Origin of the sequence: Pseudoduganella sp. S-14 (assembly GCF_049913285.1) — a bacterium.
GTDB lineage: Bacteria > Pseudomonadota > Gammaproteobacteria > Burkholderiales > Burkholderiaceae_D > Rugamonas.
Genome location: NZ_CP183991.1, coordinates 1,544,677 through 1,569,517, shown reverse-complemented (window position 1 = coordinate 1,569,517; position 24,841 = coordinate 1,544,677). Strand labels below are relative to the sequence as shown.

General features: G+C 62.7%; 21 protein-coding genes, 1 other RNA gene and 1 pseudogene. 13 read left to right on the top strand and 10 right to left on the bottom strand.

The features are described from left to right. Positions 1 to 7: 7 nt before the first annotated feature. From mraZ to rnpB, 5 genes are all read right to left on the bottom strand, one after another. The gene (mraZ, locus tag ACN9MZ_RS07300; protein WP_057261932.1) at positions 8 to 436 is read right to left on the bottom strand and encodes a division/cell wall cluster transcriptional repressor MraZ; all 429 of its coding nucleotides are present in this window, start codon (positions 434 to 436) and stop codon (positions 8 to 10) included. A 477-nt stretch (positions 437 to 913) separates the two neighbouring features. Further along, positions 914 to 3,136 (bottom strand): collagenase, encoded by a 2,223-nt coding sequence (locus ACN9MZ_RS07295; RefSeq protein WP_426341543.1) that lies wholly within the window; start codon positions 3,134 to 3,136, stop codon positions 914 to 916. Between the two features lie 98 nt (positions 3,137 to 3,234). Further along, positions 3,235 to 4,008, bottom strand: a complete 774-nt coding sequence (locus ACN9MZ_RS07290; protein WP_426341542.1) for a PAS domain-containing protein — start codon at positions 4,006 to 4,008, stop codon at positions 3,235 to 3,237. Next, positions 4,005 to 5,489: a glycerol kinase GlpK gene (gene glpK, locus ACN9MZ_RS07285; RefSeq protein ID WP_426341541.1), complete on the bottom strand. Its 1,485-nt coding sequence runs from the start codon at positions 5,487 to 5,489 to the stop codon at positions 4,005 to 4,007. Before glpK ends, ACN9MZ_RS07290 begins: the two co-directional genes overlap by 4 nt. A gap of 12 nt (positions 5,490 to 5,501) precedes the next feature. Continuing rightward, positions 5,502 to 5,833, bottom strand: an RNA gene (gene rnpB, locus ACN9MZ_RS07280) — RNase P RNA component class A. A 175-nt stretch (positions 5,834 to 6,008) separates the two neighbouring features. Here rnpB and ACN9MZ_RS07275 point away from each other — a divergent pair. Next, positions 6,009 to 7,706, top strand: coding sequence for a thiamine pyrophosphate-binding protein (locus tag ACN9MZ_RS07275; RefSeq protein ID WP_426341540.1), 1,698 nt, complete (start codon positions 6,009 to 6,011; stop codon positions 7,704 to 7,706). On the opposite strand, the gene ACN9MZ_RS07270 is transcribed toward ACN9MZ_RS07275, so the two are convergent. Next, positions 7,707 to 8,186 (bottom strand): hypothetical protein, encoded by a 480-nt coding sequence (locus ACN9MZ_RS07270; protein WP_426341539.1) that lies wholly within the window; start codon positions 8,184 to 8,186, stop codon positions 7,707 to 7,709. Positions 8,187 to 8,247: 61 nt separating this feature from the next. Beyond that, positions 8,248 to 9,321 (bottom strand): porin, encoded by a 1,074-nt coding sequence (locus ACN9MZ_RS07265; RefSeq protein WP_426341538.1) that lies wholly within the window; start codon positions 9,319 to 9,321, stop codon positions 8,248 to 8,250. A 356-nt stretch (positions 9,322 to 9,677) separates the two neighbouring features. Here ACN9MZ_RS07265 and ACN9MZ_RS07260 point away from each other — a divergent pair, with 356 nt between their 5' ends. The 6 genes and pseudogenes from ACN9MZ_RS07260 to ACN9MZ_RS07235 form a co-directional block, all read left to right on the top strand. Next, positions 9,678 to 10,628: a MerR family transcriptional regulator gene (locus ACN9MZ_RS07260; protein WP_426341537.1), complete on the top strand. Its 951-nt coding sequence runs from the start codon at positions 9,678 to 9,680 to the stop codon at positions 10,626 to 10,628. A gap of 50 nt (positions 10,629 to 10,678) precedes the next feature. Next, a complete protein-coding gene (gene ftsY / locus ACN9MZ_RS07255; protein ID WP_426341536.1) occupies positions 10,679 to 11,731 on the top strand; it encodes a signal recognition particle-docking protein FtsY in 1,053 nt (350 codons plus the stop codon). Positions 11,732 to 11,740: 9 nt separating this feature from the next. Further along, on the top strand, positions 11,741 to 12,400 hold the full coding sequence (locus ACN9MZ_RS07250; RefSeq protein ID WP_426341535.1) for a cell division ATP-binding protein FtsE: 660 nt from the start codon (positions 11,741 to 11,743) through the stop codon (positions 12,398 to 12,400). Next, positions 12,397 to 13,311 (top strand): permease-like cell division protein FtsX, encoded by a 915-nt coding sequence (gene ftsX, locus ACN9MZ_RS07245; protein ID WP_426341534.1) that lies wholly within the window; start codon positions 12,397 to 12,399, stop codon positions 13,309 to 13,311. Before ACN9MZ_RS07250 ends, ftsX begins: the two co-directional genes overlap by 4 nt. 319 nt (positions 13,312 to 13,630) lie before the next feature. Further along, positions 13,631 to 14,521, top strand: a complete 891-nt coding sequence (gene rpoH, locus ACN9MZ_RS07240; protein ID WP_426341533.1) for an RNA polymerase sigma factor RpoH — start codon at positions 13,631 to 13,633, stop codon at positions 14,519 to 14,521. Between the two features lie 681 nt (positions 14,522 to 15,202). After that, positions 15,203 to 15,292 (top strand): annotated as a pseudogene (locus ACN9MZ_RS07235) (PEP-CTERM sorting domain-containing protein); the annotation flags it as partial. A gap of 56 nt (positions 15,293 to 15,348) precedes the next feature. Here ACN9MZ_RS07235 and ACN9MZ_RS07230 read toward each other — a convergent pair. Beyond that, positions 15,349 to 16,554, bottom strand: coding sequence for an ISL3 family transposase (locus ACN9MZ_RS07230; RefSeq protein WP_426340241.1), 1,206 nt, complete (start codon positions 16,552 to 16,554; stop codon positions 15,349 to 15,351). A 202-nt stretch (positions 16,555 to 16,756) separates the two neighbouring features. On the opposite strand from ACN9MZ_RS07230, the gene ACN9MZ_RS07225 reads away from it, so the two are divergent. Together ACN9MZ_RS07225 and ggt are read left to right on the top strand one after the other, a co-directional pair. Beyond that, a complete protein-coding gene (locus ACN9MZ_RS07225) occupies positions 16,757 to 17,203 on the top strand; it encodes a hypothetical protein (RefSeq protein WP_426341532.1) in 447 nt (148 codons plus the stop codon). A 6-nt stretch (positions 17,204 to 17,209) separates the two neighbouring features. Then, the gene (gene ggt, locus ACN9MZ_RS07220) at positions 17,210 to 18,976 is read left to right on the top strand and encodes a gamma-glutamyltransferase (RefSeq protein ID WP_426341531.1); all 1,767 of its coding nucleotides are present in this window, start codon (positions 17,210 to 17,212) and stop codon (positions 18,974 to 18,976) included. On the opposite strand, the gene ACN9MZ_RS07215 is transcribed toward ggt, so the two are convergent. Then, a complete protein-coding gene (locus tag ACN9MZ_RS07215) occupies positions 18,977 to 19,321 on the bottom strand; it encodes an antibiotic biosynthesis monooxygenase family protein (protein ID WP_426341530.1) in 345 nt (114 codons plus the stop codon). Beyond that, the gene (locus ACN9MZ_RS07210) at positions 19,318 to 20,298 is read right to left on the bottom strand and encodes a cytochrome P450 (protein ID WP_426341529.1); all 981 of its coding nucleotides are present in this window, start codon (positions 20,296 to 20,298) and stop codon (positions 19,318 to 19,320) included. The genes ACN9MZ_RS07215 and ACN9MZ_RS07210 overlap by 4 nt, the downstream gene beginning before the upstream one ends. A gap of 76 nt (positions 20,299 to 20,374) precedes the next feature. Here ACN9MZ_RS07210 and ACN9MZ_RS07205 point away from each other — a divergent pair, with 76 nt between their 5' ends. Genes ACN9MZ_RS07205 through ACN9MZ_RS07190 form a run of 4 tightly spaced genes read left to right on the top strand, consistent with a single transcriptional unit; the run spans position 20,375 to position 24,831 of the window. Then, complete coding sequence (locus ACN9MZ_RS07205; protein WP_426341528.1) at positions 20,375 to 21,052, top strand: ArsR/SmtB family transcription factor; 678 nt, start codon at positions 20,375 to 20,377, stop codon at positions 21,050 to 21,052. Between the two features lie 49 nt (positions 21,053 to 21,101). Then, on the top strand, positions 21,102 to 21,773 hold the full coding sequence (gene lepB / locus ACN9MZ_RS07200; RefSeq protein ID WP_426169258.1) for a signal peptidase I: 672 nt from the start codon (positions 21,102 to 21,104) through the stop codon (positions 21,771 to 21,773). Next, positions 21,770 to 22,504, top strand: coding sequence for an ABC transporter ATP-binding protein (locus ACN9MZ_RS07195; protein ID WP_426341527.1), 735 nt, complete (start codon positions 21,770 to 21,772; stop codon positions 22,502 to 22,504). Before lepB ends, ACN9MZ_RS07195 begins: the two co-directional genes overlap by 4 nt. After that, entirely contained in the window at positions 22,501 to 24,831 is a 2,331-nt protein-coding gene (locus tag ACN9MZ_RS07190) for a CPBP family intramembrane glutamic endopeptidase (RefSeq protein ID WP_426341526.1), read from the top strand. Before ACN9MZ_RS07195 ends, ACN9MZ_RS07190 begins: the two co-directional genes overlap by 4 nt. Positions 24,832 to 24,841 lie beyond the last annotated feature (10 nt).

Here is a 24,841-nt window from a genome sequence, read left to right as displayed (position 1 = left end):
CCGGGCCTCAGAAGGAGAAATCGGACAGGGTATCGGGCATGCCCACCTCGATGGTGGCTTGCTCGTTTTCGGCGCGCTTGACCGGATCCCAGATCTCGAAGTGGGTCAGCATGCCGGACAGCACGACTTCGCGGCCAAGGCCGACGGCGTCGCGCAGTTCAGGGGCCACCAGGATGCGGCCGGCCGAATCCATCTCGACGTCGGCGGCATTGCCCAGCAGGATGCGCTGCCAGCCGCGGGCCGACATCGGCCACGAGGCGATCTGGTCGCGCTTGGCTTCCCAGACGTGGCGCGGGTACATCAACAGGCAACCGTCCGGGTGTTTGGTAAGCGTGAGGCGTCCTTCACACTGGATCATCAGTGCGTCACGATGCTTGGCCGGGATGGACATCCTGCCTTTCGCATCTAATGTGATCGCGGACGCGCCTTGGAACACGACTTAACCTTATCTAAAAAATCCCACAAAACTACACTTTTTCACACTATCGCCCACTTTAGAGGATGCTCACAAGGTGGTCAAGCGATTTTCCCAAGCGAAAACAGCGATTTGTCCAATGAAATTAAGGACTTAGCGGCATTCCTTGAGAAATAGCCGAAGTAAAAACCATTGTGAAATTAGGGACTTATGAAAGATACTGAAAGTGCTACTTCACGTGCAGGGCTGGCCAAACGCTGTAAAAATGACTAAAAATAAATTTGCAAATCAGCGATTGGTTGCCTGAAGACAACGACACTTTATCAATTTAACAACAAGTGCCGTAGACCCGATAACCGGGGGAATGAAGCCTGCCGCGCTTTGCGCGCGATTTCTACCCTCAAACGAACAATGCCGCCCAGCGTGGACTGGGCGGCAACTTGTATAGACAAATGGCGTGGTCGCCGCGTGCCTACATTATACGGCTTGCGATACTTCTCATTCGTAAGTGACGCCTACCGTGACGCCGCTGAACGGCTGCTTCGCTTCCAGCGTGATGTAATACCACTGGTTGGCGACCGGGCTTGGGATGCTGATGTTTTCCGCATTGCCCGCGTTGGTGGAGGCGTAATCATAGGACGTGGTGGTCGGGTAGCGGTTCAGGGCCACGTACATGTCCATATTGCCACTGCCGCCAGCGCTCATGATCTTCACGTTTTTCGCCCCGGCCGGCACGATCAGGTGCAGGTAGGTGCGCGAACTGGAAGACAGGTTGCGGATGGCGCAGTTCTTGCCAAGGTAGGTTGGCGAAGCCTGGCCGCTGCAGGTCGGCAGGTTGGACACGCTGTCAGGCAGCGGGGGTTCGCCGGCCGTGGTGGCCGCGTCGGCCCAGGCGGTGAACTCGCTGTCGTAGCGGGTGCCGATGTCGCGCATGAAGTCGTTGTAGCGCGCATAGTCGCCGACACGGAACTTGGCCAGCACCTGGTCCACGTCGGAACGGTGACGCTCGACCATGAAGCGCGCCGCCATGTAACCCCAGCGGTAGGCGCGGTCCTGGTAGTCGGACATCGCGTAGGTATTGCCGAAGATGTCGCTCAGGCGGTATTTGCGGCTGCGCGCCATGTCGATGGCCGGCTGGTTGTTATTCTTCAGCGACAGGTATTCCGCGATGCCTTCGATCCACCACACGGTCGGCACGGAAGTGCCTTGGCCGAAGTCACCGTACATGTCGAAGCGGCCGTCGATGTAGTGAACAAACTCGTGCTCCAGGTTCCACACCTTGAAGGTCGGGCGCAGCCACGAAGCCTCGTGGGCGATGAAGCGCGCCTGGTTGCCGACCACGGAAGGATCGCCTTCCAGGTACATGCCGCCGTTGTTGGTGTCGATACCGTAGATCACGCCGGCGTATTTGCTGTAGTTGGCGTAGTCGTCGAACACCACCAGTTCCAGCGCGGTGTTGTTGTCGTGCGCCACCGGGGTGCGGTTGGTCTGCAGCATGGTGTGGGCATAGCCCTCTTCCGTCGCCAGTGCGGAGCAGATTTCCTGCACCTGCGCCTGGGTCACGTCCTGCGCGCGCAGGCGCAGGGTCGGGCTGCAGTTGTAGCTGGTTTTCAGCACGGCGCTGGCCAGCTGGTCTTCGTAGTTGCACACGCCGTACTGCGCGCAGTTGCTGTTGTCGTAGTACTTGACCGCTTGCGCAGCCGCCAGCCACATGCCGCTGTCGGCGCCCAGCATGGTGCTGGTATTCAGCGTGTTCTGCACCATCGGCTTCACTTGCGGCTTCAGGCCGGCGTACTGCATGAAGCGGAAAGTCTCGTTCGACGCATCGGTCAGCTGGTAGCCGGCATTGGAGTTCAGCAGCGCCGACTTGTTGTTGGTGATGAAGGCGTACAGCGCGTTGGCGTAGGAGATGTCGTTCGACAGCGTGGTGCCCACGTCAGGCGAGGTATGGCCGCGGAACAGCACGGTCAGCGCGCCGGTCATGCCGCCGCCGGCGCTGTCCTGCTTCAGCGCTTCCGCCGCAGTCGGCTTGGCCGAGGTATTGGTGAAGCGCGCCACGGTCGCTTTCGCGTCCGGCAGGAACTGCACTTCGTCGTGCATATTGGTGACCAGCTTCCAGGTTTCGCCGGCGGTGGTCGGCGCCACGGTGTTGTTGGCGTACAGGCCGTTGCCCTGCACCAGGCCGTGGATAGCCGTGCGCAGCGGGGCGCGCACCGATTCTGTCAGCGCAGGAATGGTGCCGCCGCTGGCCTGGTAATAGCCGGCGCGCAGGTAAAGCACCAGGTTCACCAGTTTCATGTTGCTGCCGTTGTAGCTGGCCGCTTCGCTGGCCAGGCGGCTGGCGACGGCGCTCACGTTGGCGCTGGAATAGATGCTGGTGGCCAGCGCCGGCGCGGCGGAGAACAAGGGGTAGGTGCACTCGTAGTCCGGCAGCGTGGCCACGTATTCGGCCAGTGCTGCGCCGCTGTAGCTGGCCAGGGTGTTCATGTCCTTGCACTGCGGCGTTGCGGACATGAGCGCCATGCTGGTCTTCAGGTTGCGCGGCATCAGGTCGTTGCGCGGCTTGCGCGTCGGCGCCAGGTCGTACTTGCTTTGCTCCACCGTCGGCGGCAGGGTTTGCCGCTGGTGCGGTGCGGGCGGCTGGTGCAGCTTGTCGCCGCTGTCCGCGTGGGCTTGCGCGGCGAGCAGCAGGGCTGCTGCGCCGATTGCTTTCAACATCATGATCTCCACCTCTTCTTTATAGTAATGGGAGCGCCCATGCTATCGAGGAGAGGTGGCGCGGCTTCAATCGTGCGCGCCGTTATGGTGATTTCGCTGCGTCAGGCAACGTGAACTGCACAGGCGATGGGCGAAAAAGCCACAGGCGGACGCGCGCCGGAGCCGGTGCGGAACTGGCTTGGCGTATAACCCGTCATTGCCTTGAACTGGCGGCTGAAGGCACTGTGGTCGGTATAACCGCATTCGCGCGCGATGTCGGCGATGCTGCGGCCCGGGTAGGCTTCGATCAGCGCCAGCGCCCCTTCCAGCCGCGATTGCAGCAGCAGCTGGCGCGGGCTGTAATGGAAGACCTTCTGGAACAGGCGCTCCACGCGCGCCAGCGACAGGCCTTCCTCGCGCGCCAGGTCGGCCAGGTTCAGCTGCATGTGGAAGTTATCGCGGATGCGCTGCGCAATGCGCGCTACCTGGCGGTATACCGGATGCTGCTCATCGACCAGGCCGAGGTCGTGCGAGGTGCCGACCAGGCCGACGATATCGCCCTGCTCGTTGCGCAGCGGGGCCTTGTGGGTCAGGCACCAGCCGCGGCGGCGGTTCGGATACAGGTGCAGCTCCAGGTGCTTTTCAATGGTGGCGCCCATGTCGATCACCTGCCGGTCCTGCGCCTCATAGGCTGCCGCGAGCGGGCGTGGATGCACGTCCATCACGGTCTTGCCGAGGATATCGGACTTGTTGCGCAGGCCGCAGCGGCGGGCCAGCGTGTTGTTGACGGCCACATAGCGGCCATCGCGATCCTTCACGAAGAAGGCTACTTCAGTCATCGCGTCGAACAGTTTCTCGATCGCGTCCAGCTCCACGTTCCACGGACGGTCCATCATAAAGGTGTCTCCCATGCTTTGGCGCGCTCTGTGGCGCGATTCCATTTTGCCAGCAACTCGGCCCGCTGGTCATCCCCCATGTTTGGCGTGAAGCGGCGCTCGCAGGCCCATTGCGTGGCGATTTCTTCCTGCGACTCCCAGAAGCCGACAGCCAGGCCGGCCAGGTAGGCGGCGCCCAACGCTGTCGTTTCGGTGACTTTCGGGCGCAGCACGGGCACGCCCAGCAAGTCGGACTGGAACTGCATCAGCATATCGTTGCGGGCGGCGCCGCCGTCGGCGCGCACTTCCGTCACCGGCATCGAAGCATCCTTCTGCATGGCGGCCAGCAGCTCGGCGCTCTGGTAGGCGATCGATTCCACGGCTGCGCGCGCGATGTGGGCCTTGTTGCTGCCTCGCGTCAGGCCGACGATAGTGCCGCGCGCATAGGGGTCCCAGTGCGGCGCGCCAAGGCCGACGAAGGCCGGCACCAGGAATACGCCGCCGCTGTCAGGCACGCTGTTGGCCAGCGCCTCCACGTCGCTCGATTGCTGGATGATGCCCAGCCCATCGCGCAGCCATTGCACGGTGGCGCCGCCCATGAACACCGAGCCTTCCAGCATGTAATCGGTGGCGCCGTCGACGCGCCAGCCCACAGTGGACAGCAGGCGGTTGTGCGAGGTGCGCGGATGGCGGCCTGCGTGCATCAGCATGAAGCATCCGGTGCCGTAGGTATTCTTCACCATGCCCGCCTTGTGGCAGGCCTGGCCGAACGTGGCGGCCTGCTGGTCGCCGGCGATGCCAGCGACCGGAATCGCATGGCCGAACAGCGCGTCGCGCGTGGCGCCCACTTCCTCGCTGGAGGAGACCACCTGCGGCAGCATTTCTTCGGGAATGTCGAACAGATGCAGCAGGTCCGAGTCCCAGCGCATCAGGTGGATATTGAACAGCATGGTGCGCGAGGCATTCGACACGTCGGTGACGTGCACGCCGCACAGCTTCCAGGCCAGCCAGGAGTCGATGGTGCCGAAGCACAGCGCGCCCTTGCGCGCACGTTCTCGCGCGCCCGGCACGTGGTCGAGGATCCATTTGACCTTGGTGGCGGAGAAGTAGGCGTCCAGCTCAAGGCCGGTCGCGTCGCAGATCATCCTTGCCTTGCCGGCGGCGCGCAGCTCTTCGCAGTAATCGGCCGTGCGGCGGTCCTGCCACACAATGGCCGGCGCAATCGGCTCGCCGGTCTTGCGGTCCCACACCACGGTGGTTTCGCGCTGGTTGGTGATGCCGATGGCACGCACCTTCCTGATATCGAAGTCCTGCAGGACCTTGCGAGCCACGGTGATCTGGCTGTTCCAGATTTCGTTGGCGTCGTGTTCAACCCAGCCGGGCTGGGGGAAGTGCTGGGGAAATTCCTGCGCCGCGCATCCCGCGATTTTGCCCTCGTGGTCGAACAGGATGGCGCGCGAACTGGTTGTGCCCTGATCCAGGGCGAGGATGTATTGAGTCATCTCTCAAGAATTAGTTGAAGCAAGCCGATAGGCCGGATTTTGTTACGGCACCCGAAGGTGCTATGACAGCCATTCCTCTAGGCGACGGATTACTCCGCCGCTCAAGCTTTCTACCCGCACGCTCCGCGAGCAACATCATCGCGTGCCTATTTGAAATTGCACCAGGTGGAGGTTACCGCGTTTCACCGTAACTTAATACGCTCGTCTCTGTGGCCCTATTCCTCGCCTTATAGTCTTGCGACCTTTCAGCGGACGGCCGTTAACCGTCACCCCGCTCTGTGGAGTCCGGACCTTCCTCCCGCCTCGGTATTGCTACCTCGGCCAGCGGCTGTCTGGCTTGCTTCGGCCGGTATTCTACCCTATTCGATCACCGGGGTCAGGTCCCGACACCTGACACGGCGCAGCCGTGTTGGGTGTTGGGCCCTGACTCCGTCCATATAATTTGGTGTCGCAAAACCGAAAGCTATTTCCCTGGAGCAGACATAGAATGCCAAATCCATGTATAAGAAGGCAAGTACCATGACGCAAACTCCTCGTTCCGGCGGCCAGATCCTGGTCGATGCGCTGAAAGTCCACGGCACCGATACCGCCTTCGGCGTGCCCGGCGAAAGCTACCTGGACGTGCTGGATGCCCTGCACGAATCCGGCATCCGCTTCATCATCAACCGCCAGGAAGGCGGCGCTGCCTTCATGGCCGACGCCTACGGCAAGATGACCGGCAAGCCAGGCATCTGCTTCGTGACCCGCGGCCCAGGCGCCACCAATGCCTCGATCGGCGTGCACACCGCCTTCCAGGATTCGACCCCGATGATCCTGTTCATCGGCCAGGTCGGCAGCGATTTCATGGACCGCGAAGCCTTCCAGGAAGTCGATTACCGCCGCATGTTCGGGCAGATGGCGAAATGGGTAGCCCAGATCGACCGCGCCGACCGCATCCCCGAATACATCGCACGCGCCTTCCAGGTCGCCACCAGCGGTCGTCCAGGTCCCGTGGTGCTGGCCCTGCCGGAAGACATGCTGACCGCCAAAGCCAGCGTGGCCGACACCCGCGCCTACGTGCCGACGCAAGGTTCGCCATCCGCGCAGCAGATTGCGCAACTGCGCCAGATGCTGTCCGAAGCCAAGCGCCCGATGTTGCTGCTGGGCGGCGGCGGCTGGAACGATCAAGCGAGCGCCGACATCCGCAAATTCGCCGAAGCGAACAAGCTGCCGGTCGGCTGCGCCTTCCGCTTCCAGGACCTGCTGGACAACACCCATCCGAACTACATCGGCGACGTCGGAATCGGCATCAACCCGAAGCTGGCCGCACGCGTGAAAGAAGCCGACGTGCTGATCGCCATCGGTCCGCGCCTCGGTGAGATGACCACCAGCGGCTACTCCATCATCGCTTCGCCGGTGCCGCAACAGCGCCTGGTGCACATCCACGCCAGCCCCGAAGAACTGGGCAGCGTCTACCAGGGCGAATTGATGATCGCCTCCGGCATGCCGCAGGCTGCAGCCATGCTGGCAGCAATGGAACCGGTCGATGCGAGCGCATGGCGCGACAGCGTCGAGCAGGCGCGCGCCGAGTACCACGCCTGGCAGCAGCAGCCTTCGATCTTCAAGGACAACAACGCCCCGCTGAACCTGTGGCAAGTGGTGCAGGAACTGAAGGCCCAGTGTCCGGCCGACACCATCATCACCAATGGCGCCGGCAACTACGCCACGTGGGCGCACCGCTACTGGCCGTATGGCCAGATGCGCACCCAGCTCGCGCCGACCAGCGGCGCCATGGGTTATTCGGTGCCGTCCGGCGTGGCTGCAAAGATCATCGATCCATCGCGCACCGTGGTGACGTTTGCCGGCGACGGCGAATACCTGATGAACGGCCAGGAGCTGGCCACCGCCGTGCAGTACAAGGCGGGCGTAATCATCATCGTCTTCAACAACCAGATGTTCGGCACCATCCGCATGCACCAGGAGCGCGAGTATCCTGGCCGCGTGTCCGGCACCACGCTGCACAACCCGGACTTCGCCGCAGTGGCGCGCGCCTTCGGCGGCCATGGCGAAACCGTTGCGGCGACCGAAGACTTCGCCCCGGCCTTGCAACGCGCGCTCGCCTTCACCCGCGAGCAAAGCCTGCCGGCCATCATCGAGCTGCGCTACGACGGCAACCTGATCACTCCAGGCGCCACCCTCGACACCATCCGCAAGCAGGCTGTCGCCGCCGGCAAATAATCAATCCGAGCCCCGCCGCTTCGGCGCGGGGCAGGCTTTGCAGGCTTTCGCAGCGCGGCTGAAGTCGCGCACTTTCGTCAGTACCATCGCTTGCGACTGGTCGTCGCAATAGCCGCCGTCGAGCGTCAGGGTTTCGCCATTGGGCGAGAACTTGCCGCTGATGGTGCGCTCCTCGTCCCCTTCCTGCACGGTGAAATACATCATCTTGCCGCGCGGGTCGACATTCACGTCGGTCGCCACCAGGGGCCAGCTCAAGCCGCCTGCCGTGTACTCATAAATCACCGTATCGACTTCGGCAAAACGCTGCAGCGTGATGCGCTGGCCGCCATATTCGCCGCTGCCTTCATGCACGCACAAGTCGGAATAGACCAACATGCCGTGGCGCGGCAAGCCGCCAGCTTTGCTGGCCGCCAGCGCGGCTGGCAGGACGGTGACGGAAGCGAGCAGCAGCGCGCTGCCGATGCGATGGGAAGTTTTCATATGAGCATTGTAAAAAAAAACGGCTGCCGAGGCAGCCGTTTTCGACCAGGAACTGACTGGATCAGAAGGTGTGACGGATGCCTACGTTGTAAGCGGAGTCACCGGAGCCGGATTCAGCGTTGTTGCCAACGGTGAAGGAAGCGCCGTTCTTGTTCTTGATCTTGCCGTACGACATGTAGGTGGTGGTACGTGGGGACAGCTTGTGCAGGTAGCCGATGGCGTACTGGTTAGCATCGCGGTTGGCAACATCACGGTCATCCGTGCGGGCCACGGAAGCCACCAGGGAGCCAGCAGCCGACACAGGAACGGTCGCGCCCAGCAGGTAGTTGCGGCTGTCGGTCGAAGGAGCCACTGCAGCTGCGGTGTAAGCGGTGCCGTTAGGGTATGCGACGCTGTTCAGGCCCTTGTTGGCGTTGAACATGGCGAAGGCTTTCACGACTTTGAAGTCGTAATTCACAGCCAGCAGGGTGTTGTGGCCAATATCACGACCGGTCACGACGTTGTTGGCAACGGTGTCGTTGTTGCGGTTGTTGTAAGCCAGGCGGCCTTCGAAGTCGCCGTTCTTGTAGCCGATCGACGCGCCCAGTTGACGGCCGGTCGAGGATTCCTTCTGTTCGCCGGCAGCGTAGAACACTTCAGCGGTGATGCCCATCATGTCTGGGGACTTGTAGTACACCGAGTTGCTGTTACGTACGTTGATGCCGTTTGCTGGGAAGATGTTCTTGGCCGAACCGGACAGGCCAGCCTGGAACGGATCGCCAACTTGTACGAAGGCGTTGTACCAAGGGGTGTACTGGCGACCCAGGGTCAGGGTACCAGCCGATTTCGACACCAGGCCTACGTATGCCTGACGCTGGAATACGGAGCCGGCCACGTCGGATTCACCGGTATCGCCTTTGATGCCGCCTTCCAGCATGAACACTGCGGACAGGCCGCCACCCAGGTCTTCGGTGCCTTTGAAGCCGATGCGCGATGCATTGGCGACGCCGGAGGACACTTTGGTCACGTTACCGTTCTTGCCACCGTGTTCGGACACGATGCCGGCATCCATGATACCGAAGATGGTTACGTTCGATTGGGCGTAGGCGCTACCCGATACTGCGAGGATTGCGAGGGAAATGAGGGTCTTCTTCATGATGTGCTTCTTCCTTTTCATTGTTATCAATCACCAGGGCTCTTCGGCGCTGATCGCCCGCCATTTTATATGATCTCAATATTTCCTGCTATTCACGTAGTAATACGTATTGCAAGATAGCGTCTTTTGCCACAGCAACCGAATAAAATTTGAACAACTTTCAACACTTTTGTTCAGGACACATTTCACAATTTCAATGCTTTTCCGGCCTAAACCGAAGGCATCCTCATTGTGTCGTGGACAAGTGGCTTGAACCCTAGTTTCATAGTGAAACTAGCCTGCACTGCATGCAACTTTGTGCCAAGCTTCGGCGTTAGAATGCAGGTCGCGTATCAATCTGGGGGCGCTGTCGGCGAATGAAAACGAGTGCGGTTTCTGTAACAATTCCATCCACCATCAGCGACGTGGAACGGGACACCGGCCTGGCAAAGGAAACTTTGCGGGTCTGGGAACGTCGTTACGATTTCCCCCGTCCTGAACGCGACACGTTCGGGGAGCGAGTCTATCCAAGCGACCAGGTAATTAAATTGAGATTGATCAAGAGATTGATTGATCTCGGCTATCGTCCGGGCAAGGTCATCGGCTATTCCGCCGCCGAATTGCAGGCCCTGGCGCAAAAGAGCGCCGCCAGCCAGCGCGTGGCGAGCAGCTTGCCCCATCCCGAGCTGCAAAACTGCCTGGAACTCTGCAAAGCCCATCAAATGGAAGCCTTCCGCCGCAAACTGACGCAGGCGATGCTGGTCATGGGCTTGAAGAATTTCGTCGTCAACCTGGTCGCGCCGCTGACCACCTTGGTGGGCGAAGCCTGGGCTTGCGGACAGTTCGCGGTATTTGAAGAGCATTTATATGCAGAATCAGTGCAAATCGTGCTGCGCAGCGCCGTCTTCTCGGTGCCGCAAGCCAACCACAGCAGCGGAGCGCCGCGCCCGCGCGTCCTGCTGACCACCCTGCCCCAGGAGCGCCACGGCCTGGGCTTGCTGATGGCCGAGGCCATGTTCGCCGCCGAGGGAGCGCATTGCATTCCGCTAGGCGTCCAGACCCCGCTGCCGGACATCGTTGAAGGCGCGCGCGCCATGCAAGCCGACATCGTGGCCCTGTCCTTTTCCGCCTCCATGAACCCGCGCCACGTCAACGACAGCCTGCGCGAATTGCGGGCCCGCCTGCCGGAACAGGCGGAAATCTGGGCCGGCGGCACCAACCCGGCCTTGCGCAAACGCCCGCCAAGCCATGTGACGGTATGCGAACTGGGCGATATCAGCCCGGCGGTCGCGGAATGGCGGCAGCGCCAACGGCAGGCCCTCAGCTAGCCTCTGGTAGAATACGCGGTTCGATTGAAGGACCCTCTGCCAACCTGTCCATGTTCAGTTTTTTCAAGAAGAAACCGGTCGCGCCGGAAACCGCGCCCGCAGCGCCGGCCGCAGCTGCTGCGGCCCCAGCTCCTTCCACGCCAGCCAGCGCCGAGACTGCAGCGCCGCTGGCGTTTGACGTCGAAACTGCCGCCAGGCCCGAGCCCCGGCAAGGCTGGATGAGCCGCCTGAAGGCTGGCTTGTCGAAGACCTCTGCCAACCTCTCCATCCTCTTCGTCGGCGCCAAGATCGACGACGACCTGTATGACGAGCTGGAAGCGGCGCTGCTGATGTCCGATGCCGGCGTCGAAGCTACCCAATACCTGCTCGACGCGCTCAAGCGCAAAGTCAAGGAAGAGAAGCTGCTGGACGCCGCCCAGGTCAAGGAGGCGCTCAAGCAGTTGCTGACCAACCTGCTCCAGCCACTTCAAAAGTCCTTCGAACTGGGCCGCCACCAGCCGCTGGTCATGATGATTTCCGGCGTCAACGGCGCCGGCAAGACCACCACCATCGGCAAGCTGGCCAAGCATATGCAAGCCCACGGCCAGTCGGTGCTGTTGGCAGCCGGCGACACTTTCCGTGCCGCAGCGCGCGAACAGCTGATGGTGTGGGGCCAACGCAACAATGTGACCGTGATTTCCCAGGAATCGGGCGATCCGGCTGCCGTGTCCTACGACGCGGTGCAGTCCGGCAAGGCGCGCGGCACCAACGTCGTGATGATCGATACCGCCGGCCGCCTGCCCACCCAGCTGCACCTGATGGAAGAACTGAAAAAAATCAAGCGCGTGATCGGCAAAGGCATGGAAGGCGCGCCGCACGAAACCCTGCTGGTCATCGACGGCAATACCGGCCAGAATGCCCTGGCCCAGGTGAAGGCTTTTGACGATGCGCTGCAATTGTCGGGCTTGATCATTACCAAGCTTGACGGCACTGCGAAAGGCGGCATCCTGGCCGCCATCGCCCGCGTACGCCCGGTGCCGGTGTACTTCATCGGTATCGGCGAAAAGATTGAAGACCTGCAGCCGTTCAATGCGGCTGAATTTGTTGAAGCACTGCTCGCCTAAGCGGCCGACATGATCGAATTCCAGCACGTCAGCAAACAATATTCTTCCGACGGTGTCGCGCTGCGCGACATTTCCTTCACCATCGCCAAGGGCGAACTGGTCTACCTTGCCGGCCCTTCCGGCGCCGGCAAGTCGACCCTGCTAAAGATGATTGCCGCCATGGAGCGCCCGACCTCCGGCAAGGTGCTGGTTAACGGCCAGGACATTGGCGCCCTGAAGCGCGCCGGCATTCCCTTCCTGCGCCGCAACCTGGGCCTGATCTTCCAGGAGCAGCGCCTGCTGAACGACCGCTCAGTGCTGGCCAATGTCATGATGCCGCTGCTGGTGACCGGCGCCCCGCGCGCCGCCGCCGAGCAGCGTGCCCGGGCCGCCCTCGACAAGGTGGGCTTGCTGGACCGCGCCGACGGCCAGCCGCTGGCCCTGTCCGGCGGCGAACAGCAGCGCGTGTCGATCGCACGCGCCATCGTCAACCGCCCGCAAATCATCCTGGCCGACGAGCCGACCGCCAACCTGGACCGCGCTAGCGCCAACCGGGTGATCGATGCGCTGCACGCCTTCCACTCGGTCGGCGTGACTTGCCTGATTTCCTCGCACGATGAACAGATCCTGGACGCCGCGGCGCGCGTGATCCATCTCGAGCGTGGCGAACTGATGAAGGAAGCGGCATGAGCACCTGGCTGCGCCACCACCTGTTCGCCCTCGGCTCCGCACTGGTGCACGTGCGCCGGGCGCCGGGTTCTTTCCTGTTCAATATCCTGGTTGTCGCGATTGCGCTGGCCCTGCCCTTCATGGGCGTGACCTTGCTCGACAATGTGCGGCCGATGTCGGAGCAGATGGCGGTCGAGCCTGAACTCAGCGTCTTCATCAAGGCCGACACCCCGCGCGAACAGGCCAGCGGGCTGGCCTCCTCGCTGCGCAGCCTTGCCCCAACGGCCAAGATCATCTTCACTTCGCGCGAAAAAGCGCTGGAACAGCTAAATGCCAAGAGCGGCTTGTCCGACGTGGTCGCCACCCTGGGCGAGAATCCGCTGCCGGACAGCTATGTGGTGAAGCTGAACGCCTTCCAGGACGCGGCCGAAGGCAGCAAGATCGACAGCATTGCCGACCAGATGCGCGCCCTGCCGGGCGTGGAATCGGTGCAGGTTGATTCGGCCTGGGTGAAACGGCTGGCTGCCCTGCTGGGCGTGCTGCGCCTGGCCCTGCTGCTGCTGGCTGCCACGCTGGCCACGGTGGTGGTGGCGGTAGTGTTCAACACCATACGCCTGCAAGTGATGACCCAGCGCGAAGAGATCCTGGTGTCCAAGCTGATCGGCGCCAGCGACAGTTTCATCCACCGCCCCTTCTATTACACCGGCGCCCTGCTCGGCCTGTGTGCCGGCGGCGTGGCCCTGGGCGGCGTGGCGCTGGCCCTGCAGCCCCTCAACCGGGCCATTGCAGAGTTTGCAAGACTGTACGCCTCCGAGTTCCAGCTGGCGCCGCTGGATTCCCTGGGCACGGCCGGCCTGCTGGCCCTGTCTGCCGGCCTCGGCCTGATCGGCGCCCTGCTCTGCGTCCAGCGTCATCTTTCCAGACTAAATTGAAAGTCGGGGGTCAGGGCTGGCAATCCGCCACATTTGTGGCGGATTGCCAGCCCTGACCCCGACTTTCGATTTCATCGTGCGTACCCGCACGGAGCCGCGCCCCTGCCCGCCTTATCCTGACTTTGATCCAACGCAAGGAATAGCGCTTTGCCGATAGTGTTTTTGCTATCAGAGCCATAAAATCCCAGCGATTGGCACTCACCAAGGGGGAGTGCTAATATATGTTCAGAACGGCATGATAGAGGTTAAGAATCATTTAAGTTCTGTCGTGCATGCTGGTAACTCTGAAAAGCATTCCCTTCAAGCGAGGATAGACAAGATGACCGCAACAAACGCACTGGTACCTGCCGGCAGCAACGCGCTGACCCTTGGCTTCAGCGGGAGCCTGGGCAACCTGGACGCTTATATCTCGGCTGTCAATCGCCTGCCCATGCTGACCCATGAGGAAGAAGTGGCGCTGGGCAAGAGCCTGAAGGAAAAGAACGATATCAAGGCCGCCGAAACGCTGGTGACCTCCCACCTGCGCCTGGTGGTGTCGATCGCGCGCGGCTACCTGGGCTATGGACTGCCGCACGGCGACCTGATCCAGGAAGGCAATATCGGCCTGATGAAGGCAGTCAAGCGCTTCGACCCCGACCAGGGCGTGCGCCTGGTGTCTTATGCCATGCACTGGATCAAGGCTGAAATCCACGAATACATCCTGAAGAACTGGCGCCTGGTCAAGGTGGCCACCACCAAGGCCCAGCGCAAGCTGTTCTTCAACCTGCGCAGCCACAAGCAGGGCCTCGACGCGATGTCGCCGGCGCAAATCGACGAACTGGCCAAGACCCTGGACGTGAAGCGCGAGGAGGTGATCGAGATGGAAACCCGCCTGAGCGGCCGTGACATCGCGCTGGAAGCGCCGTCCGACGACGAAGACGACAAGTTCTCGCCAATCGCCTACCTGTCCTCCGACAATATGGAGCCGACCAAGGTGCTGGAAGCGGAACAGGTGGTGCGCCTGCAATCCGAAGGCCTGGAGACCGCCCTCTCCAAGCTCGACGCCCGTTCGCGCCGCATCGTCGAGGCACGCTGGCTGGCCAACGACGATGGTTCGGGCGCCACGCTGCATACGCTGGCGGAAGAATTCGGCGTGTCGGCCGAGCGCATCCGCCAGATCGAAGCGGCTGCACTGAAGAAAATGAAGGGTGCGCTGGCCGCCTACATGTAAGCCAGAACTGCCCTGGAGAAAGCACCGATTCCGCAAGGATCGGTGCTTTTTTTTACACGGGAACAAGTTTCTTAATGTCGGGAATTTTTACATTCCGCAGTGCAACTATCGCTAAGTCCTTGATATGGCTGAGTTTGAATTCCTGGCATAACGATTGCTTAGTAACTCTCAAGCACACTCACTGAGGAGTTCCCCATGTTCAAGAAGCTTGCATTGACCACAATTTGCGCCCTGACAGCCAGCTTGGCCGTTGCAGGCCCGACCAAAGACGGACAAACCTATGGCAATCCACTGGCATTGACGGTGGATTCGGTGATCAGTGCAGGCTGGAATCCTGACGGTGAATCGGTCTGGACCTTTGCCGACTGGATTCATGTGAAAGACCTGGAAGTCCTGTACGTGACGGTGAACGTCGACACCACCTTCGACTTCGGCATTACGCCGCCAAATGGCGGCAGCGTCCAGGATTTCGACTTCGACCTCTTCCTTGACAACGTTGGGGTGGCCAAGACCCTTCCCAAGCCCAGCGGCTATTCCGCTTACTGGGATGACGTTTCGCTGACGGCGGGCGTCGTCCACACCTTCAAGCTGAATTCGCTGAACGTGCACGACAACAATACCAATGTCGAATTCAAGGTCATGGCCAACACCGCCAATGCGCCGACTGGCCCTGGCGTTCCCCAGCAGGAAGTTCCGGAACCTGCTTCCTTGGCACTGCTTGGCGTCGGCCTGATGGGCTTGGGGGTAGCCCGCCGCCGCCGCACACAATAAGTTGTGAAAACCAACTATAAAAACTGGCGCCCTCCGGGGCGCTTTTTTTTGGTTCTTCACGGATTCCCGGGAAACGCGGCTTTGATCTTCAGGAAGAAGAAGTCAGAGTCGCGGTAACCATATGCCATCCGTTTCATAACCTTGATCTTGTTGTTAATACCCTCGAGCTGGCCGGTATGCATAGGCCAGCGCATGCGGGCCAAAATGCCCTTCCAGTAGAGGCTTAGCCTTCTGGCGAAGCGGATCAGCGGTTCGATGGCGCTGCTTTTAGCCATGGCTTGCCAGATGCGCCAAGCCGATCGCCAGCGCCAGGGATCAGTTGGTGTCCAGAGTTCCTTCAAGCTCGCCTTCATTACATAGACTGTCATCAGCGCCTGGTTCGCCGTCAGAAGCTCAGTGAGTTTCGGCCTCTGGTCTGACGGCACATTATCGACGTTGCGTAGTAGCAGCCACCGTGCACGCTTTACATACTGGCGACCGGCCTTATCGTCGCGCAGCCGATTCGCTTCATCGACCCGCACCCGATCAATGACCTCGCGGCCATATTTAGCGATGACGTGGAACAGGTCATAGACAACCCTGGCTCTTCGACAGTGATGTTTCACCTCGAGGTCAAATGCGGTATTCATATCCATCGCCACCGCTCGAATGCGCCGACAGCGTTCAGGGCCAAGCCAGGCAAAGAATGGCCGGATCGCTTCTCTACTACGCCCCTCACAGACCCAAATTACGCGCCGAGTGTCTGCATCCAGCACCACTGTCGCGTAACGATGCCCTTTGAACAGCGCGAATTCATCCATGACCAGCCTTGTCGGCTGGGGTGGCGGCAAGGCCGCCACCCTACGCTCCAGATCCAAGCGGTGTATCTGACGGACGGTTCCCCAATGAAGCCCAGTGAGTTCGCAAACGTGAGCAATCGGTAGTTTCTCACTCCAGTGCGCAACGAACTGCGCCAAGCGCCGCGACACGCGTGAATGCCGATCGAGCCAACTAATGTGCTGGGTGCAGCATCGACAACAACCGGGGCAGCGCAACCGATTGACGGCAACGCTCAGAAATACAGCCATGCCAGCCATCGGTAGATCGCGCACCGTCCGCCAGACGGTTTCATGGATCACTGATGCACGGGCACCGCAATTTGAGCAGATCAGGGGCGAGCCTGGATCGGCAATTAACCGCAAACGAAGCCGGCTACCAGCAATTTCCAGAGATGAAATGCGAAAGCCTTCCCAGAAAGGGAGGCTGAGACTATGATTTGGCATGAGAGCAGTGGGTTGGTTAAAGGGTTTGGTCGCACAAACACAATAACTCTTCCTTACTGCTCTCTTGCGTTTACAGCATGGTCATCCCGCTAATCCGCGATGAACCTTTTTTTTCGGCGCGACCATACTGTTGAGTGGACTCAACAGTGCAACACGATAGTTTGTAATTTGCTAAGCTGTTCTCAGGCCAGAGGAGAACATCATGCAAGCTAGACTGATCTGTCTGGGCATGGCGGGCCTGGTCCTCGCCATTGCCGCCGCCTGCGGCTCGACCCGCAGCACTGCCGAGGATGCAGCCAGCCGCCCGGCACCACGCACCAGCGCCAGCTACGTCCTGGCACAAGGGGAAATCATCAAGCTGGCCCCAGCAGTCACGCTCAAGCTCGAGCGTGTCAATGACAGCCGCTGTAAAAAAGGCGCAGTCTGCGTCTGGGCTGGGTACATCAGCTACAGCTTCGTGCTGACCGACCAGCAAGGCAGCTCCAGCTTCGTGCTGGCGGACGCCATGCCGGGGGCCAGCAAGACCGTCACGCTCAATGGGCTGACCTTTACGCTGCTGGGGATGGAGCCAGCCGAACCGCCGTCGCTAAAGGCACCGGCGCCGGATTATCGGGTAAGCTTGCGGGTAAATATTTCCCAGCCAACATAGCTGCCTATGACGCCACCTGCCCTGCCCCGACGACTGACGTCCACCATCATCCTTGCGCTGGCGTTCAGCGCCCCGGCCTGGGCCAAGACTCCGGTGGCCAGCGGCACCGGCGGCGCCGTGGCGACCATCAGCGAGCCGGCCTCGCAGGCCGCACTGGCGATCCTCGACAAAGGCGGCAACGCGGTCGATGCCGCTGTGGCGGCGGCGGCCACGCTGGGCGTGACCGATCCGTTCAGCTGTGGCGTGGGCGGCGGCGGCTTCATGGTGATTTACCTGGCCAAGGAAAACCGCGTCATCACGCTCGACCATCGCGAGGTGGCGCCGGCATCCTTCCAGTCCAACGCTTTCGCGCCGGACGGCAAGGCGATGGATTTCGAGACCGCGGTCGCCAGCGGCATGGCCGTTGGCGTGCCGGGCACGGTGCGCGGCTGGCATGATGCGCTGGACCGCTACGGCACCATGTCGTTCAAACAGGTGCTGGCCCCGGCCATCAAGGTGGCACAGGATGGCTTCAGGCTGAACGACAATTTCGTGGCGCTGGTCAAGGAAAATGAGAAAAAGTTCGCGCTGTTCCCGGATACAGCGGCGCGCTACATGAGGGACGGCAAGGCGCTGCCGGCCGGCACCCTGCTGCGCAATCCCGACCTGGCGAAGACTTACCGCCTGCTGGCAAGCGGCGGCGTGAAAGCCTTCTATTCGGGCAGGCTGGCGCAGGCGATCGTCGACTCGGTCAACCGCCCGCCCGTCGCCGCAGGTGTTTCGGTGCGTCCGGGCCAGATGTCGCTGGCCGACCTGGCCAATTACGAAGCGCGCTGGCGCCAGCCGGTGCGCAGCACTTACCGCGGCTATGACCTGGTGGGCATGCCCTTGCCTAGCAGCGGCGGCGTGACGATTGCCGAAGCGCTCAATATCCTGGAAGGCTTCGACCTGAAATCCATGCCGCGCGAGAAAGCCGAACACTTGTACATGGAAGCGGCGCGGCTGGCCTTCGCCGACCGCAATGCCTACCTGGCCGATCCCGAATATGTCGACGCGCCCGTGGCGGGGCTGGTCAGCAAGGAGTATGCCGCACGCCGCCGTGAGCTGATCGACCCGACCCAGGCGCACTACCATGCCCAGGCGGGCGATCCCTACCTGTTCCAGCAAGACCCAAGCGTGCCGCTGCGGCCGGCCGCTGCGGCCAAAGCCAGGCTGCTGTCGGAAAGCGCGCACACCACCCACCTGGCCGTGTCGGACAAGGACGGCAATATCGTCGCCTACACCTTCACCATCGAATCATGGGGCGGCAGCGGCATCACGGTGCCGGGCTATGGCTTCATCCTGAACAACGAGATGACGGACTTCGATTTCACCGGCCCGCATCCGAACGTGCCGGAAGCCGGCAAGCGCCCGCGCAGCAGTATGTCGCCCACCATCGCCTTCCGCAACGGCAAGCCGGCCTTCACCATCGGCAGCCCGGGCGGCGCCACCATCGTGACCACGGTGCTGCAGACCATCTTCAACCACATCGACCTGGGCATGGACATGCCCGCCGCGCTGAACGCGCCGCGCATTTCCGAGCGCAACGGCCAGGCTGCGTCCATTGAACCGGGGTTTGCCGGCAGCGCGCAAGCCGGCGCGCTGGAGCGTTTCGGCCAGCGCTGGGATGCCTCAGCCGAGGAGATCGGCGCCGCCAACGCCATCGTCTTCAATCCCGATGGCACGGTGACCGCAGTCAGCGAAGGCAAGCGCCACGGCACAGGCAGTGCGCTGGTGCAGAAACGCGGGCACTGATCACCCGTGCCGTTCGCGGCTGTCGGCCGGCGCTTCCGCGCGCTCATCAAGGCCGTAGTCGCGCACCACGTGGGCGATACGCAGGCGGTAATCGGCAAACAGCCGTTCGCGCCCCGCTTGCTGGGCAGCGCGATGCGCTTCCACGCGGCGCCATTCCTGCACCGCTTCTTCGTCGCGGAAGAAAGAAAGCGACAGCATCTTCCCCGGATTGGCCAGGCTCTGGAAGCGCTCGACGCTGATGAAGCCGTCGATCTGCTCCAGCGTTGGCTTCAGCCGCGCGGCGATGTCCAGGTAAGCGTCCTTGCGGCCTTCGGCCGGGGTGACTTCAAAAATCACTGCGATCATTGGTGGAACTCCGGTATGCGCGCGTTGACCGATGCGCGGTAAGTCCAGCTTAGCTGCGGCAGCGGCTTGCTGCGCAGCGCTTCGATACAGTCGGCAGCGATTTGCTGCGCCAGTTGCTGGCCGGGGCAGGCGTGGCGGCCATGGCCAAAGCCGCGCCTTGCGTCGCCGAGCATGACCAGTATCGCCTGCCCCGCCTCGACTGTCACGCCGCCGACCTGGCAGCGCTCCGCGGCGAAACGGCGGGTGTTGACAATGGGCGGATCGCTTTGCATCACCTGCGCCACCAGCGCGTCGGGGTCGTCCCCTGGCGCGCCCTGCTGGAGCGCGACCATGCTGTTGCCCAGCAGCCCGGCTGTCGCTTCGTAGGTTTGCGACAGCAGGCCAACCAGGTTGGCGATGATGGCGTGGTCATCCTGCCAGCCGGCGGCAGCGGCTTCCTTGGCGACAGCTGCAGCCAGCGATCCTTCCGCCGCTGCTTGCAGCAACTCGCGCATGGCGGCCAGCAGGCGCAGGCTCGCCGCGTGCGCCTGTCCGACCTGCTCCGCATTGCTCAATGGCGACAGGCAGGCCACGAAGTCGCCCATCCAGCGCGCCACGGCAGGCAACTGGGCGTCGGCGAAGCCAAGCAGGCTCGCCACCGTGCTGACCGGCGCTTCGAATGCCCAGGCGCCGATCGGCCGGCCCTCGGCCAGCAGGCGTTGCGCCACTGACTGCGCGCGCTGCCGTGCCAGCTCCCCGCTTGCGGCCAGGGCCAGCGCGCGCTGCAGCGCCAACTTGGGCACCGCGTGGCGGTCGCCATCGTTCATGCGCACCAGTGCGCCGAACACCTCGCCGGCGCTGCCGCCGGCAATTGCGGCGGGCACAGGTTCGGTCGGCGGCCGCACACGCAGCATGGTGTGTCCGAGCACTTCTTCCACCAGCGCGGCGCCGGCCGCGACCCACAAGCCGCGCCCCGCATCCCATTCCAGGTTCTGCATTTCATTCCTCCGGCAACGTTCAAGAAATTGCAGTATGCTGAAAAAAGCACACCGACAATTCGCCCCAGGACGAAATATGGATTCCAAACTTGCCCACATTGCCGGCGCCATCGCCGAACCGGCCCGCGCCCGCATGCTGTGCTCCCTGCTCGACGGACATGCGCGCACCGCCACCGAACTGTCAGTGGTGGCTGAAGTGAGCCCGTCCACCGCCAGCGCCCACCTCGCACGCCTGAAGGACGAGCAACTGCTGGTGCAGCTCGTGCAAGGCAAGCACCGCTACTACCAGCTCGCCAGCCCGGAAGTGGCCAGCGCACTGGAAGCCTTGCTGGTCGTTGCGGGCCTGCCACGCAATGAATTCAAGCCCAACACGCCCGACCGCCTGCGCCATGCGCGCACCTGCTACGATCACATGGCGGGTACGGTAGCGGTCAGGCTGCATGACCATTTCGCCGCGCAGGGCTGGCTGGCAGAGGCAAGCGATGGCTACGACTTGAGCACGGCAGGTGAGCAGCAATTCGCGCAACTCGGCCTGGACCTGGCGGCCCTGCGCAAATTGCGACGCCGCTTCGCCTGCCCATGCCTGGACTGGAGCGAACGCAAACCACATCTTGGCGGAGCGCTCGGCGCAGCCCTGCTGCAACTGGCCCTGAAACGCGGCTGGGTCGAGCAGGATCTCGACAGCCGCGCGCTGCAAGTACCGCCCAGGGGGCAGCGCCAGATGCTGGCAGCCTTCGGTCTAAGCAGCGTTTAAGATTTTGATAAGATGATGCAGTTTCCTGAACTTGTCGGAGACTCCGGACGTGAAAAAACTCATTCGTGAAAACAAAGGCTTCATCGTCTTCCTGCTGACGCTGGGTGTATTCCGCACCGCCATCGCCGACTGGAATCCGATTCCGTCCGCCTCCATGCATCCCAACCTGCTGGAAGGCGACGTGGTTTTCGTCAACCGCATCGCCTACGACCTGAAAGTGCCGCTGACCGACATCTCTGTCAGCCACCTTGGCGAGCCGCAGCGCGGCGACGTGGTCACCTTCTTCTCGCCGGAAGACCGCACCCGCCTGATCAAGCGCATTGCAGCGCTGCCCGGCGACCGCGTCGAAATCCGCGGCGAGCACCTGATCATCAACGGCAAGACCTCCGAATACGCAGTGCTGGGCAATGCCACCGAACATATCGACAAGGTCGGCGACCTGCAGGCTTTGCAGCTGCAGGAACACAATGCCAGCGCCAGCTACAGCATCCAGGTGCTGCCGCAAGTCGACGCCAAGCGCGATTTCGGCCCGGTCACCGTGCCGGCCGACAGCTACCTCATGCTGGGCGATAACCGCAACAACAGTCGCGATTCGCGCTTTATCGGCTTCGTGCCGCGCAAGCTGCTGATCGGCCGCGCCGAACGCGTGCTGGTTTCCGCCGACATCCTGGGCAACTGGGCGCCACGCACAGAACGTATCGGCATGAGCTTGCGGCCATGATCGAATTCCAGGGACTGGCCAAGCTTTATGGCGACTTTCCCGCCGTGCAGCCGCTGACGCTGGCAGTGCAGCGAGGCGAAGTGTTTGGCTTCCTTGGACCGAATGGAGCGGGCAAGACCACCACCATTCGCATGATGATGGGCATCCTGGTGCCAAGCGCCGGCCGCGTGCTGGTCGACGGCCTCGATTGCCAGGTCGACGCCGCCGAGGTCAAACGCCACGTTGGCTACCTGCCCGACAACCCCATCTTCTACGATTTCCTGCGCGGGCGGGAAATCCTGCAATTCGTGGCGGAGATGCACGGCATGCCGCGCAAGGCTGCCGTCGAACGCGCTACCCAGCTGTTGCAGGAATTCGGTCTGCAGGACGTGAGTGAGGAATTCGCCGTCAACTACTCGATGGGCATGAAGAAGAAACTGGGCCTGGCCTGCGCCCTGGTGCACGACCCCGCAGTGCTGATCCTGGACGAACCGATCAACGGCCTTGATCCGCGCGCCGCGCGAGAAGTGCAGGACCGCCTGGTCGCCAGTGCGGCCGCCGGCAAGACCATCTTCGTCTCCACCCACCTGCTCGATATGGCGCAGCGCATGTGCAACCGGGTCGGCATCATCAACCGCGGCGCACTGGTGGCCACCGGTTCGCTGGAAGAACTGCGCGGCGCCAGCAGCGCCAACAGCACCCTGGAAGAGCTGTTCCTCAAATTCACCGACGAAGACAGCCTGGCCGCATGATGGACCTGCCCAGCGCGCCGCGTGCATTCTGGCTGCTTGCACGCCTGCGGCTGTTGCGGTTACTGAACATCGGCAACGCCCTGCGCTTACGCAAGGGCCGGCCCGGCCCCAGCCGCGCAGCCACGCGCGGTAAAAGGAATGCACGCTGGCTGCTCACCTTCGTGCTGTCGGCTTTCATGCTGTTCGCCTTCATCAACACCGCCAGCACCTCGCTGCTGAACATGCAGTGCAGGCTGCCGACCGGCAGCCAGTGCGCCGCCGCCGAATCGGACGCTGCCCCGCACGCCGCCATGCGCAAGGCGGGCAAGGAATTGCAGTCGGCGCCCTTCCATCCGGTACTGATGCAGGCGGCAGCGATGCAGGCCAGCCTGCTGTTTGGCATCGCCTTCCTGCTGCCGCTGGGAAGCAAGGAACTGGCGCAGCCGGACTGGGACCTGGAGTGGCTGGTCACGCTGCCCATGGAACGGCACTCCTTGCTGCTGGCCCGCATCGCCGAGCGCACGCTGGCCAATCCTTCAGGCATCCTGGCGTTATGGCCGATGTGCATGGCGGTGGCCTGGCATTCCGGCTACCGCTGGAGCACGCCATTACTGGGCGCCGCATGCACCCTGCCCCTGCTGGCCTGTGCCGCGACGCTGCGCACGGTGGCCGATACCGGCCTGCGCCTGCGCCTGGCGCCATCCCAGCTGCGCAACCTGCAGGCCATCGCCTCCGTGGCCAGCATGCCGCTGATGTACCTTGCCATGTCGCTTGCCATGCCGACCGCCACGCTAACCCTCGGCTGGGCTGCTCAATTTCCAGCCTGGACCTTGTGGACGCCGCCGGCCCTGGCGCTGCAGGCACTGAATGCGCGCGATGCGTCGCATGCCATGGGTTATGGCGCCCTGCTGGCAGCGCAAACCGCGTTCGTGCTTTGGCTTGGCCTGCGCCTGCTGCAAACCCTGCTTGCCGAGGGCGTGGTTGCCACCGGTTCGCGCGAAAGCGGCCGCGGGAGCGCCGTGCGCCCGGCTTTCGCCGGCTGGGTGCCTGGCACACCGCTGCAACGACGCGAGCTGCGGTTGCTCGGCCGCGACCGCAACTTCCTGGTGCAAAGCCTGCTGATCCCCCTGATCATCTTCGGCAGCCAGCTGGTGCTGAACGGCCAGGTGAAGAACATGCACCAGTTCATCAGCGACCCGGCCCTGTTGTCTTCCGTTGCCTTCGGCCTGGGCGCCTACGTGCTGATGCTGTCAGCCTTCCAGACCATCAACACCGAGGGCCACGCCCTGTGGCTGCTCTACACCTATCCAAAGAGCATTGGCAGCATGCTGGCCGAGAAGGCGCAACTATGGTCGGTGCTGGCATTGATCTACCCGTCGGCCGTTTTCGCAATGGGGCTATGGTTCGGCGTGCCGGCCGATGGACAGCTGCTCTCGCAACTCGTGCTGGTCATGGCCGGCATTCCCATTTTCGCGACGATCGCCGTGGCGCTGGGCGTCTGGGCTTGCGATCCGCTGGCGCAGGACATGCACGCCCGCGTGCGCCCCACCTTTGCCTACGCCTACCTGATCCTGTCGTCGCTATATACCTACTCGCTGAATACGCGCGAATGGCATGTGCGCCTGGCGGCGATCGTGCTGCTGGCGTCCCTTGCACTGTCGCTGTGGCAGCGGGCCCGCGACTCGCTGCCTTACCTGCTGGACCCTGCTGCCTCGCCGCCGCCGCGCGTTTCCGCATCGGACGGCATCATTGCCGCCATCCTGTTCTTCCTGCTGCAATTGCTGGTCGCAGGCGCCTTGTACCTTGCCGGCAAGCCGGTTTCGCTGCCGACGGTGACGCTGTCCTTCGCCGTTGCAGGCGCCCTCGTCTACGGGCTGGCGCGCCTGGTGTATTGGCGCAGCGGAACCAGCGGCGTGCCGCGGCTGTGGCATGGGCGGTGGAGCACCGCATGGCCCAGCGCCGTGGGCTGGGGCTTGTTGATGGCCCTGCCCGCGCTGGCCGGCGGCTGCCTGTGGCTGGCCATCCTGCGCCATGTCGGTGCCATGCCAGGCGCGCCAAAGCCGGTTACCTTGGTGTGGCTGGCGCCCCTTGCCGTGCTGGCCGCACCGGTCTTTGAAGAATTCATCTTCCGCGGCCAGATTTTTGGCGGGCTGCGCCGCTCGCTGCCCGCCTGGCAGGCAATGGCAGCCAGCGCGGCGCTGTTCGCGGTGATCCATCCGCCGCTGGCCATGGCGCCGGTCTTCGCGCTCGGCCTGTGCACGGCGATCGCCGCGGAACGCAGCAAGTCGCTGCTGGCGCCCATGCTGGCGCATGCCCTGTATAACGCAGGCATGCTTGCCCTGCAATGAAAAAAAGCGG

Excerpts from the sequence above, each read along its gene's own strand:
- ACN9MZ_RS07225 (WP_426341532.1), top strand. The coding sequence starts at position 16,757 with ATGCAAGCTAGACTGATCTGTCTGGGCATGGCGGGCCTGGTCCTCGCC.
- ACN9MZ_RS07190 (WP_426341526.1), top strand. The coding sequence starts at position 22,501 with ATGATGGACCTGCCCAGCGCGCCGCGTGCATTCTGGCTGCTTGCACGC.
- ACN9MZ_RS07195 (WP_426341527.1), top strand. The coding sequence starts at position 21,770 with ATGATCGAATTCCAGGGACTGGCCAAGCTTTATGGCGACTTTCCCGCC.
- ACN9MZ_RS07265 (WP_426341538.1), bottom strand. The coding sequence starts at position 9,321 with ATGAAGAAGACCCTCATTTCCCTCGCAATCCTCGCAGTATCGGGTAGC.
- ACN9MZ_RS07250 (WP_426341535.1), top strand. The coding sequence starts at position 11,741 with ATGATCGAATTCCAGCACGTCAGCAAACAATATTCTTCCGACGGTGTC.
- ACN9MZ_RS07230 (WP_426340241.1), bottom strand. The coding sequence starts at position 16,554 with ATGCCAAATCATAGTCTCAGCCTCCCTTTCTGGGAAGGCTTTCGCATT.
- ggt (WP_426341531.1), top strand. The coding sequence starts at position 17,210 with ATGACGCCACCTGCCCTGCCCCGACGACTGACGTCCACCATCATCCTT.
- ACN9MZ_RS07210 (WP_426341529.1), bottom strand. The coding sequence starts at position 20,298 with ATGCAGAACCTGGAATGGGATGCGGGGCGCGGCTTGTGGGTCGCGGCC.
- ftsY (WP_426341536.1), top strand. The coding sequence starts at position 10,679 with ATGTTCAGTTTTTTCAAGAAGAAACCGGTCGCGCCGGAAACCGCGCCC.
- ACN9MZ_RS07295 (WP_426341543.1), bottom strand. The coding sequence starts at position 3,136 with ATGATGTTGAAAGCAATCGGCGCAGCAGCCCTGCTGCTCGCCGCGCAA.
- ftsX (WP_426341534.1), top strand. The coding sequence starts at position 12,397 with ATGAGCACCTGGCTGCGCCACCACCTGTTCGCCCTCGGCTCCGCACTG.
- ACN9MZ_RS07290 (WP_426341542.1), bottom strand. The coding sequence starts at position 4,008 with ATGATGGACCGTCCGTGGAACGTGGAGCTGGACGCGATCGAGAAACTG.
- ACN9MZ_RS07205 (WP_426341528.1), top strand. The coding sequence starts at position 20,375 with ATGGATTCCAAACTTGCCCACATTGCCGGCGCCATCGCCGAACCGGCC.
- ACN9MZ_RS07215 (WP_426341530.1), bottom strand. The coding sequence starts at position 19,321 with ATGATCGCAGTGATTTTTGAAGTCACCCCGGCCGAAGGCCGCAAGGAC.
- rpoH (WP_426341533.1), top strand. The coding sequence starts at position 13,631 with ATGACCGCAACAAACGCACTGGTACCTGCCGGCAGCAACGCGCTGACC.
- ACN9MZ_RS07270 (WP_426341539.1), bottom strand. The coding sequence starts at position 8,186 with ATGAAAACTTCCCATCGCATCGGCAGCGCGCTGCTGCTCGCTTCCGTC.
- glpK (WP_426341541.1), bottom strand. The coding sequence starts at position 5,489 with ATGACTCAATACATCCTCGCCCTGGATCAGGGCACAACCAGTTCGCGC.
- ACN9MZ_RS07260 (WP_426341537.1), top strand. The coding sequence starts at position 9,678 with ATGAAAACGAGTGCGGTTTCTGTAACAATTCCATCCACCATCAGCGAC.
- ACN9MZ_RS07275 (WP_426341540.1), top strand. The coding sequence starts at position 6,009 with ATGACGCAAACTCCTCGTTCCGGCGGCCAGATCCTGGTCGATGCGCTG.